The 10,140-nt window shown below is 71.7% G+C and carries 11 protein-coding genes; 7 read left to right on the top strand and 4 right to left on the bottom strand.

Annotation, left to right across the window (positions count from 1 at the left end):
• Positions 1 to 215: 215 nt before the first annotated feature.
• From GT007_RS21715 to GT007_RS21690, 6 genes are all read left to right on the top strand, one after another.
• On the top strand, positions 216 to 1,880 hold the full coding sequence (locus tag GT007_RS21715; RefSeq protein WP_160123765.1) for an acyl-CoA dehydrogenase family protein: 1,665 nt from the start codon (positions 216 to 218) through the stop codon (positions 1,878 to 1,880).
• The gene (locus GT007_RS21710) at positions 1,877 to 2,596 is read left to right on the top strand and encodes a 2-keto-4-pentenoate hydratase (protein ID WP_160123764.1); all 720 of its coding nucleotides are present in this window, start codon (positions 1,877 to 1,879) and stop codon (positions 2,594 to 2,596) included. Before GT007_RS21715 ends, GT007_RS21710 begins: the two co-directional genes overlap by 4 nt.
• Before the next feature lie 78 nt (positions 2,597 to 2,674).
• The gene (locus GT007_RS21705; RefSeq protein ID WP_160123763.1) at positions 2,675 to 3,859 is read left to right on the top strand and encodes an MFS transporter; all 1,185 of its coding nucleotides are present in this window, start codon (positions 2,675 to 2,677) and stop codon (positions 3,857 to 3,859) included.
• Positions 3,860 to 4,078: 219 nt separating this feature from the next.
• Positions 4,079 to 5,149 (top strand): calcium:cation antiporter, encoded by a 1,071-nt coding sequence (locus tag GT007_RS21700; protein WP_160123762.1) that lies wholly within the window; start codon positions 4,079 to 4,081, stop codon positions 5,147 to 5,149.
• Positions 5,146 to 5,568 carry a CoA-binding protein gene (locus GT007_RS21695; RefSeq protein WP_160123761.1) on the top strand — a complete coding sequence of 141 codons (423 nt, stop codon included), beginning with the start codon at positions 5,146 to 5,148 and terminating at the stop codon, positions 5,566 to 5,568. Before GT007_RS21700 ends, GT007_RS21695 begins: the two co-directional genes overlap by 4 nt.
• A gap of 120 nt (positions 5,569 to 5,688) precedes the next feature.
• Positions 5,689 to 6,450, top strand: a complete 762-nt coding sequence (locus tag GT007_RS21690; RefSeq protein ID WP_160123760.1) for a DUF2076 domain-containing protein — start codon at positions 5,689 to 5,691, stop codon at positions 6,448 to 6,450.
• 40 nt (positions 6,451 to 6,490) lie between these two features.
• Here GT007_RS21690 and GT007_RS21685 read toward each other — a convergent pair whose 3' ends face one another.
• The 4 genes from GT007_RS21685 to GT007_RS22665 form a co-directional block, all read right to left on the bottom strand.
• Positions 6,491 to 7,060, bottom strand: coding sequence for a nucleotide exchange factor GrpE (locus tag GT007_RS21685; RefSeq protein WP_201452011.1), 570 nt, complete (start codon positions 7,058 to 7,060; stop codon positions 6,491 to 6,493).
• Positions 7,061 to 7,339: 279 nt separating this feature from the next.
• A complete protein-coding gene (locus tag GT007_RS21680) occupies positions 7,340 to 8,017 on the bottom strand; it encodes an anti-sigma factor (protein ID WP_160123759.1) in 678 nt (225 codons plus the stop codon).
• Positions 8,014 to 8,550, bottom strand: coding sequence for a sigma-70 family RNA polymerase sigma factor (locus tag GT007_RS22670; RefSeq protein ID WP_236571802.1), 537 nt, complete (start codon positions 8,548 to 8,550; stop codon positions 8,014 to 8,016). Before GT007_RS22670 ends, GT007_RS21680 begins: the two co-directional genes overlap by 4 nt.
• Positions 8,547 to 9,158, bottom strand: coding sequence for a hypothetical protein (locus tag GT007_RS22665; protein WP_236571801.1), 612 nt, complete (start codon positions 9,156 to 9,158; stop codon positions 8,547 to 8,549). Before GT007_RS22665 ends, GT007_RS22670 begins: the two co-directional genes overlap by 4 nt.
• Before the next feature lie 12 nt (positions 9,159 to 9,170).
• Here GT007_RS22665 and GT007_RS21670 point away from each other — a divergent pair, with 12 nt between their 5' ends.
• Positions 9,171 to 9,998, top strand: coding sequence for an aldo/keto reductase (locus GT007_RS21670; protein ID WP_160123758.1), 828 nt, complete (start codon positions 9,171 to 9,173; stop codon positions 9,996 to 9,998).
• Positions 9,999 to 10,140: the final 142 nt, after the last annotated feature.

Raw genomic sequence — 10,140 nt, 5'->3', positions numbered from 1 at the left:
CGATGCCGAAAGCGGAACCTTGCGCCGTTCCGGGCTGGCTCGATCGAGCCAGCCCGGAACGTCGTAGCAACACTGTTACCTAGGCTGCCGGTCTAAACTGTTACCAAGGTTCACGGTTGTAGAGGGCGGAGCCCCTGCCACGTTGAGAAAATCTCAATCACCCCCGCCCATAATCTCGATTGCGCGCCCCCCCTGCCCGGGCGCTCTCTGCCCCCATGCACATCGCACCCCAGGGCGCCGCCGCCGTCCCCGACTCCCGTGGCCTGAACTTCTTCCATGCCGACCCTTGGGGCGCGGCCATGGCGGGGCTCTATCTGCCCCCGGACCTCTACGCGCATCTGGAGCCGCATCTGACGGCCCTCGGCGCCCTGGCCGGCGGCGCGCTGGAGGAGGAAGCCCACACCGCCGACCACCACCAGCCCGTGCTGCTGCACCGCGACCGGCGCGGCGAGGATGATGAGCGCATCGTCTATCATCCCGCCTACCGCTCCATGGAACGGCGCGCCTTCGGCGATTACGGCCTGGCGGCGATGAGCCACCGGGGCGGCGTGCTGGGCTGGCCCACGCCGCTGCCGCCGGCCGCGAAATACGCGCTGACCTATTACTTCTGCCATGCCGAATTCGGGCTGATGTGCCCGGTCAGCATGACGGACAGCCTGGCCCGCACCCTGCGCCGGTATGGCGCGCCGGATCTGGTCGCCCGCTACCTGCCCGCCCTGACCAGCACGGACATGGATGCGCTGAGCCAGGGCGCCATGTTCATGACCGAGCAGGGGGCGGGCAGCGACATCGCCAACACCGCCGTGGTGGCCGAACCCGCGGAGGGCGGCACCTGGACGCTGACCGGGGACAAATGGTTCTGCTCCAACGCCGATGCCGGGGTGGCACTGGTGCTGGCGCGGCGCGGCGATGCGCCGGGGCTGCGCGGGGTCTCGCTGTTCCTGCTGCCGCGCTTCCTGCCGGACGGGACGAAGAACGCCTATCGGATCGTGCGGCTGAAGGACAAGCTGGGCACGCGCTCCATGGCCTCCGGCGAGGTGAAGCTGGAAGGGGCCACCGCCTGGCTGATCGGCGAACCCGAGGCCGGCTTCAAGCAGATGGCGGACATGGTGAATTCCTCGCGCCTGTCCAACGGCGTGCGGGCGGCGGGCATGATGCGCCGCGCCTGCGCCGAGGCCCTGTTCATCGCGAGTCGACGGCTTGCCTTCGGCAAAAGACTGATCGACATGCCGCTGATGCGCCGCCAGCTGGTGAAGCTGATCATGCCGGCCGAGCAGGCCCGCAGCATGATGTTCCAGACCGCCGAGGCCATGCGCCGCGCCGACGCCGGCGACGAGACCGCCCGCAAGCTGCTCCGCATCCTGACGCCGCTGATCAAGTTCCGCGCCTGCCGCGATGCCCGCCGCGTGACGGGCGACGCGATGGAGGTGCGCGGCGGCTGCGGCTATATCGAGGACTTCCCCGATGCCCGGCTGCTGCGCGACAGCCATCTGGGCAGCATCTGGGAAGGCACGAGCAACATCGTGGCGCTGGACGTGCTGCGCGCGACAGAGCGCGAGGACGCGCTGGCCCCGCTGCTGGCCCATATCGGCACGCTGCTGGGCAATGACGCGCCGGAATACCAGGCGGTGCTGGCCCGGGTGCAGGGGCTGATGGGCCAGGCGCTGGGCAACCCGGCCCTGGCGCGCACGGCGGCGACGGCGCTGTACAACATCACCTCGGCGGCGATGCTGCGGTGGGAGGGGGCGCGGCTGTCCTGCCCCGCCCGCTCCGCCCTGGCGGAGCTGGTGCTGCGCCACCGCCTGCTGCCGCAGGACCCGCTGGCGGCCGGCGCGGACACGGCGCTGGAGGATGCGGTGCTGGCCCGCGCCGCCGCGTGAGCCTGGTCGAGACCCTGCTGGCGGCCCGCCTCTCCGGCCGCCAGATCACCACCCCCGTCGAGCCCCCCACCGACCCCTACGCCATCCAGGATGAGGTGACCCGCCGCCTGGGCTGGGCGCCGCTGGGCTGGAAGATCGCGGCCACCACGGCGGAGATGCAGGCCCGGCTGCGGATGCGGGAGCCGATACGTGGCCGCAGCTTTCGCCGCTTCGCCACCGCAAGCCCCACCCGCCTCGCGCATGCCGAGCTGCTGGACCCGCTGGTGGAGGCCGAATTCTTCGTCACCCTGGCGCGGGATATTCCGCGCGGCACGCCGCTGGCGGGCATCATCCCGCACATCGCCCGCATCCAGGCGGGGGTGGAGGTGGCGGAATGCCGCTTCCCCATGGCCGCCCTGCCCGCCCCCGCCGCCGTCATCGCGGATGGCTGCGCGAACGGGCGCTATGTGTTCGGCCCCGATATCCCGCCCGGCACCGACCTGCCCGCCATGGCCGTGCGCGTGCTGGTGAACGGGCGGCAGCGCCGCACGGGCACCGGCGCCGAGGTGATGGGCCACCCGCTGCGCCCGCTGGAATGGCTCGCGGGCCATGTCGGCCTGCATGCGGGGGACACCATCAGCACCGGCAGCGCCACCGGCATGCTGCCCGCCCGGGCGGGGGATGCGGTGCTGGTGTGCTTCGGCGATTTGCAGCCGATCGAGATCGCCTTCGATTGAGGCAAGCCAGGGCCGGGGCGGCCCCTGCCATGCGGCGCGGCGGGTTGCCCCGGCGGCCCGCTCCGCCATGTTGGCGCCATGGCCGAGACTGAAGACGCCCGTATCCGCCGGCTGATCGCCGTGTTCGCCATTTCGGCCTTCGCCGCATCCATGGTCGCGCGCGCGACGGACCCGCTGGTGCTGGCGATCGCGCGCGAATTCGCGATGCCGGAGCAAACGGTGGCGCTGCTGGGTTCGGCCTTCGCCCTGCCCTATGCGCTGGTGCAGCCCTTCCTGGGGCCGGTGGGCGACGCGCTGGGCAAGAAGCGCATCATCCTGCTCTGCCAGTTCCTGGTGGCGCTGATGGTGCTGGGCTGCGCCATCTCCCCCGCCTTCCTGCCGCTGCTGCTGATGCGCGCGCTGTCGGGTGCGGCCGCCGGCGGCACCATGCCGCTGACGCTGGCGGTGTTCGGGGATGAGGTGCCGGCCGCCAAGCGCCAGGTGGCGATCAGCCGCCTGCTGATGTTCACCATCTGCGGCCAGATCGGCGGCGGCATCACCGCGGGCGTGCTGGAGCCGCTGCTGGGCTGGCGCGGCGTGCTGATGCTGTGCGCCGGGCTGACGGCCACGGCCGTGGTCATCCTGTTCGCCGCCCGCCGCCGCGCGGCGCCCGAACCCGTCCATCCCTTCCGCCCCGCCGAGGCGATGCGCCGCTACGCCACCATCCTGCGCCTGCCGCAGGCGCGCGTGCTGTACCCCGCCGTGGCGCTGGAGGGCGCGCTGATCTTCGGCGCCTTCCCGCACCTCGCGCCCATCCTGCAAGGCCGTGGCCTGGGCGGCACGCAGGAGGCAGGGTACGCCCTGGCCTGCTTCGGCGCGGGGGGCTTCCTGTATGGGCTGATCGTCACGCTGCTGCTGCGCTACCTGGGCCAGTCCTGGATGGTGCGGCTGGGGGGCGTGATGGGCTTCCTGGCGCTGACGGGCTTCGCGCTGGCGCCCAGCACGGCGGTCTTCATCGGCTCGGGCCTGGCGCTCGGGCTCGGCTTCTTCCTGATGCACAACACCCTGCAGGTGCGGGTGCTGGAGCTGGCGCCGCAGTCGCGCGGTTCCGCCATCGCGCTGCACGCCTTCGGCTTCTTCACCGGGCAGAGCCTGGGGGCGGCGCTGACCGGGCTCGGTGCCTCCTTCATCGGCTATGTGCCCTGGCTGCTGGCCTCCGGGCTGTGCCTTCTCGCGCTGGGCGTGTGGGTGGGGCGGGCGCCGAAACGGGCGGCCCTGGCCTGAGGCTGGAACATCCCTGGAACAAGGCCGGTCTTCCGCGCCTTGATATTGACCAAAATCAACATCATGCTCCGAGTCGCGGGAACGAATCACCGGCCCGCGCCGTGAAGCGGGCGCAACCATAGTTTGTGGATGGCCCTGTGGATGGGCCACAAGCACGTTCTGGTTTCGTCCGGGCCGCCCCCCGATTCGCGGCCAGACAGGCAAGGGAGGAACGAAGGCATGGCAGGCGCGGTGAGAGAGGATCTTCCCTGGTGGTCCTGGGCGGCCCCGCTGGCGGGGCTGGTCCTGGTGGGGCTGGGGCTGTCCGGGCTCTCCTGGGCGGGGATCGGCATGGTGGTGGCGCTGTTCGGCAGCGTCTTCGCCTCCGTCCTGCATGCGGAGGTGGTGGCGGCCCGCGTGGGTGAGCCCTATGGCACGCTGGTGCTGGCCATCGCGGTCACGGTGATCGAGACCGGGCTGATCCTGGCGCTGATGACCGGCGGCGATCAGCCCACCCTGCTGCGGGATTCGGTCTTCGCCTCCGTCATCATCTGCCTGAACGGGCTGATGGGCATCGCGCTGATGCTGGGCGGGGCCCGGCATTTCGAACAGGGCTTCGCCGCGCGCGGGGCCTCGGCCTTCCTGTCCGTCGTCATCGCCATCGCGACCATGACGCTGGTGCTGCCCAACTACACGCGCTCTGCCGAGGGTGCGGCGTTCAGCCAGGGGCAGCTGCTGGTCGTGGCCTTCCTGGCGGTGGCGCTCTACGCGGTGTTCCTGTTCGTCATGACCGTCAGGCACCGCAACGACTTCTTGCACGGCCACGGCATCGACCCCAGCGGCGAGCCCCCTTCCGCCCGGCGCACCGCCATCGCCTTCGGGCTGATGTGCGTCTCTCTGCTGACGGTGGTGCTGCTGGCCAAGAAGCTGGCCCCGGCGCTGGAGGCCGGGGTGGAGGCGATCGGCGCGCCGCAGACCGTGGTGGGCGTGGTGGTGGCCCTGCTGGTGCTGATGCCGGAGGGCGTTTCCGCCATCCGCGCCGCGGCCCGCAACCAGTTGCAGATGTCCCTGAACCTGGTGCTGGGCTCGGCCCTGGCCTGTATCGGGCTGACCATCCCGGCGGTGGCCCTGGTGGCGCTGTGGCAGGGGGAACAGCTGGTGCTGGGGCTGGAGCCCTCGGGCACCGTGATCCTGGCGCTGACCTGCGTGGTCAGCATCCTGACGCTGGCGCATGGGCGCACCACCCTGTTGCAGGGGGCGGTGCATCTGGTGATCCTGGCGGGCTTCCTGATGCTGAGCTTCATGCCATGACCGCCACCAACCCGCCCGATGCCGCCATTGCCGCCCTGCTGGCCCGCCGGCCGCGCGTGGCGCTCGTCGGCGCCAGCAACAAGCCGGAACGCGCGAGCTACGGCGTGATGGCCTTTCTGCTGGCGCATGGCTTCCAGGTGGTGCCGGTGAACCCCGGCCTGGCGGGCCAGGCGATCCATGGCCAGACCGTGGTGGCCAGCCTAGCCGAGGCCGGCCCGCTGGAGCTGGTGGACGTGTTCCGCCGCAGCGAGGAAGCGGGGGCGGTGATGGATGAGGCGGTGGCGCTCGGCGCCCGCGCCGTCTGGCTGCAATTGGGCGTGGTGGACGAAGCCGCCGCCGCCCGCGCCCGCGCCGCCGGGCTGGAGGTGGTGCAGGACCGCTGCCCCGCCATCGAATGGCCCCGGCTGGGTGTTACCTGAGCAGGAATATGACGAAACGATACCCTGCTTGAATCCGGCCCGCCGTTGGGCCACATGCTCTACCTGAACGGCGCGTAATAATTGCCGTCGCAACCAGTCCAAAGGAACCCAGAGGGTCCCATGACCGAAGAAGAGCGCCGCATCATCTCGGAATTCGTGCAGCGCATCGCTGGCGCGAGCCAGCCCGCCGCCGCCTCACCCTGGGGGCGCATGCCGAGCGTGGGCGCCCAGCCCCAGCAGCCCCCCCTGCCCCCGGTGGACCGGGAGGCGGACGCGATGATCGACCAGCTGTTCCGGCAATACCCCGAGGCACGCTACCGCATCACCCAGACCGCCTTCGTGCAGGAGCACGCGCTGGTGGAGGCGAACAACCGCATCCAGCAGCTGGAATGGGAAGTGGAATCCGCGAAGCGTGAGGCCGAGGCCGGCCGCAACCGCGGCTTCCTGGGTTTCGGCGGCGGCCGCGCGGCCCCCATGCCGCCCCCGCCGCAGCCCCAGTATCCGCCCGGCTACAACCCCTCCGCCCTGCAGGGGCGCCAGGGGCCTGGCTTCCTGGGCACGGCGCTGACCACGGCGGCGGGCGTCGCCGGCGGCATGGTGCTGGGCAATATGCTGATGAACGCCTTCAGCGGCCATGGCGGCGCTGCGGCCGCGGCGCAGAGTGCTGCCTTCGGCGGCACCACCCCGGGCGCCTTCGGGCAGGAGGCGGTGCCCACCTCCTCCCCCTGGACCAACCCGGGCGGCACGCAGGACGCCGCCGGCGCCTATGAGCCGGCCAGCTACGACCAGGGCGGCAACCAGGATGCCACCGGCGGTTATGAGGATACGCCCGCCGACAACTACGACGACGCCTCGGGCGGGTACGAGGACGACCAGTACTGAAACAGCGTCAGGGCCGGGGGTTTCCCCGGCCCTTTCCGTTTCAGGCCGCGCCCGGCTCCTTGGCCGCGACCACCACCATCGCCGGGCGCACCAGCCGCCCGTTCAGGGTCCAGGCCGCGCTCCATGCCTGGATCACGGTGCCGGGGGCCACGCCCTCGGGCGCCGGCTGCTCGGCCATCGCCTGGTGCAGTTCAGGGTCGAAGGGCTTGCCGGTGGCGTCGTGGCGCTGCACGCCGTTGCGCTCCAGCGTGGCCCAGAAGCTTTTCTCCACCCCCTCGAAGCCGCCGCGCAGCTTGCCCAGCAGCTCGGGCTCGCCCTCGGCCGGCGCGGGCAGGGCCGCGAGGCCCCGGCGCAGGTTCTCGGCCACTTCCACCACATCGGTGGCGAATTTCTGCACAGCATAGGCGCGGGCGTCCTGCACCTCACGCGCGCTGCGGCTGCGGATGTTCTGCGTCTCCGCCTCGGCGCGTAGCCACTTCTCGCGCAGGGCGGCCACCTCCTCGGTCAGCTGCTGGATGCGCTGCTCGGGCGTCAGCTCCTCCGGCAGCGTGTCCTGCGGCTCGGTGGAGGTGGGGTTTTCCTCGGGAGTCTGGTTCGTCGTGTCGGTCATGGCTTCCATCGCGTAAGGTCGCGCGGGCACCCGGAACGGGGCGCGAATGTCAGCCGATCACCTAGGCGGCATGAGGCGCGGCCACAAGCCCTTGAAAGATGGAAGCAAGGCACCGGTCGGATGCGGGAAGGGCCAGGGGGCGCCGCCCCCTGGACCCCCGGCAGGAGCCGAAAGGCCCCTGCACCCCATCAGTTTGGCGCTTTAGCTTGGCAGGTGGGGCGCCTTTTCATGATAAAATTCAATAAGAAACACGCCGCCAAAGGCAGCGCCCCCCACCAACTAAGTCCCCCGCGCCGGCAGCAACCGCCCGATGAACAGCACCGGCCCGGTCGGCCGCCCGATCGGCGACCCCCCGGGCGGTTCCAGCGTGATCTCGATCAGCATCCCCGGTTCCGGCCGGATATCCGCGTGGCGCACGCTGATCCGCCCATCCTCCGGCACCAGACCCAGGCTGGTGGGCGCGGTGGCGCCTTGCGGCAGGGCCCACAGCTGCCGCACCCGGCCTTCGGGCACCGGGCGGTTGTTCAGCGCGGCCAGGCGGATCTCGCCGTCGCGCCGGTCGGCCTCGACCAGGAAGGCCGGGGCCTCTCGGTCGGTCAGCAGCACGGTCATCAGCGGGCCGGGCGGCGGGGCGGGCTGGCGGGTCAGCACCACCACGGCCAGCCCGGCCGCCACCGCCGTGGCGCCCAGCGCCCAGAAGCGCGTCAGCCAGGGCGCGCGGGCGCGGGGCGGCGGGGCGGGGTTCAGGCTGGCCTCGATGCGGGCCCACAGGCCGGGGGGCGGGGCCTCGGGCGCGGCCAGCACGGTCAGGGGCGCCAGGCGCCGCTGCCAGTCCAGCACCTGGGCCGCCAGGGCGGGGTCGTTGGCCATGGCGGCCTCGACGGCCTGGGCCTCGGCGGCGGTCAGGGTGCCCAGCGCGTATTCGCCCGCCAGCAGGTCGCGTTCCTCGGGCGTCATGCCAGGCACTCCCGCAGGGAGAGCAATCCGCGCCGGATCCAGGTCTTCACCGTGCCCAGTGGCAGTTCCAGCCTCTCCGCGATCTGCGGGTGGGACAGGCCATGGACGAAGGCCAGCACGATGCCGCGCCGGTTCTTCTCCGGCAGCCCCTCCAGGCATTGGCGCAGGCGGGCGCCGGTCTCGATGGCTTCCAGCGCCGAGAGCGCCTCGGGCTCCACCGCCGTGTCGCCCAGGGTGGGGTCGTCGGTGGGGGTTTCGCGGCCGCGGGCGCGGATGATGTCCAGCGCCGCGTTGCGGACCACGGTGCCGAGCCAGGCCTCCGCCGCGCCGCGCGCGGGGTCGTACTGCCCGGCGCGGCGCTGGATGGACAGGAAGGCGGTGTGCAGCGCGTCCGCCGCCTGGTCGCGGTCGCGCAATATGGCGTTCGCCACGCCGAACAGCCGCACGGACTGCCGTTCATAGATCCGGCGCAGGGCCTCCCCCTGGCCGGCCGCGACCTGGGCCAGCAGTTCCGCCAGGCTGGATTCGCTCACTGGAACAGCCGCTGCATGCGGCCCATGAAATCGCGGAACTCGGTGCCTTCCTCCGTGCGGACGGGGCCGGGGGGCACGAATTGCCGGTAGCGCGCCATGGCCTGCGCGGTGCCCGAGAGCGGCAGCTCCACCGGCTCCGGGCTGCTGCCGCCGGCGCCGAGGCCGGTGGGGCGCACCAGCGCATAGGGCGCGTCGCGCAGCTCGCTCTCCATGCGCTCGGCTTCCTCCGCGCGCGGGAAGCAGGACAGGGTCCGCCCCTCCAGCCCGCAGGACATCTCGATCATCGCATTGCGGCCCAGGCGCAGCTGCACCTTGCCCGCCAGCGCCATCAACCCGCGGGAGGCACCGTCCAGCCCCAGCTCCCGCGCCGTGACCACGGGCACCAGCCGGCCGCCGCGCTCCTGGATCTCCAGCGCCAGGCCGGGGCCGCCGCCGGGGCGCTCCACCCAATCCTGGTGGCGCAGCATGCAGGCGGTGCGGTCGGTCATGCGGTCCGTCATGCAGCCCAGGCGCCAGGTGCCGAAGGATTCGCCCACATCCTGCGGCGGCGGGTTCTGCGCGGCCGCCGGCCATGCCAGAAACAAGGTCAGGTAAAGACTACGGCGCATGGAGGGCTTCCGATGACGAAAACGGTGACTTGGGCGGATGGCCGGGTTCTGCCGGCGCTGGGTCTTGGGACCTGGAAGATGGGGGAAGACCCCCGCCGCCGGCAAGAGGAGTTGGCCGCCCTGCGCGCCGGGCTCGACGCCGGGCTGACGCTGATCGACACCGCCGAGATGTACGGCGAGGGCGCCGCCGAGAGCCTGATCGCCGAAGCCCTGGCGGGCCGGAAGCGGGAGGAGGTGTTCCTCGTCTCCAAGGTCTATCCGCACAATGCCGGCGCCACGCGCCTGCCGCAGGCGCTGGCCCGCAGCCTGAAGCGCCTGAAGACCGACGTGCTGGACTGCTACCTGCTGCATTGGCGTGACTCCGTGCCCCTGGAGGAAACGGCCGAGGCGATGGAACGGATGCGCGCGGCCGGACATATCCGCGGCTGGGGCGTGTCGAACCTGGATGTGGAGGACATGGAGGAGCTGGCGGACCCGCGCTGCGCCACCAACCAGGTGCTGCTGCACCCGGGCGAGCGCGGGGTGGAATTCGACCTGCTGCCCTGGATGCAGGCGCGCGGCATGCCGCTGATGGCCTACTCGCCGCTGGGCCAGGGGCCGGTGCTGCGCAACCCGGCACTGGGCAAGATCGCGGCCCGGCATGGCGCCACGGCCGCGCAGGTGGCGCTGGCCTGGTCCATCAGCCACCCGGGGGTGATCGCCATCCCCAAATCCGGCCGCGCGGCACGGGCGGCGGAAAACGCCAAGGCTCTGGAACTGGAACTGACGGCGCAGGACCTGGCGGAGATCGACGCGGCCTTCCCGCCGCCCCGGCGGAAACGGCCGTTGGCGATGCTGTGAGGTGCTCAGGGGCTTTGCCCTCTACAACCGTGAACCTTGGTAACAGTTTAGACCGGCAGCCTAGGTAACAGTGTTGCTACGACGTTCCGGGCTGGCTCGATCGAGCCAGCCCGGAACGGCGCAAGGTTCCGCTTTCGGCATC

Origin of the sequence: Rhodovarius lipocyclicus (genome assembly GCF_009900765.1) — a bacterium.
Lineage (GTDB): Bacteria > Pseudomonadota > Alphaproteobacteria > Acetobacterales > Acetobacteraceae > Rhodovarius > Rhodovarius lipocyclicus.
This window is presented reverse-complemented; position numbering and strand designations above follow the sequence as displayed.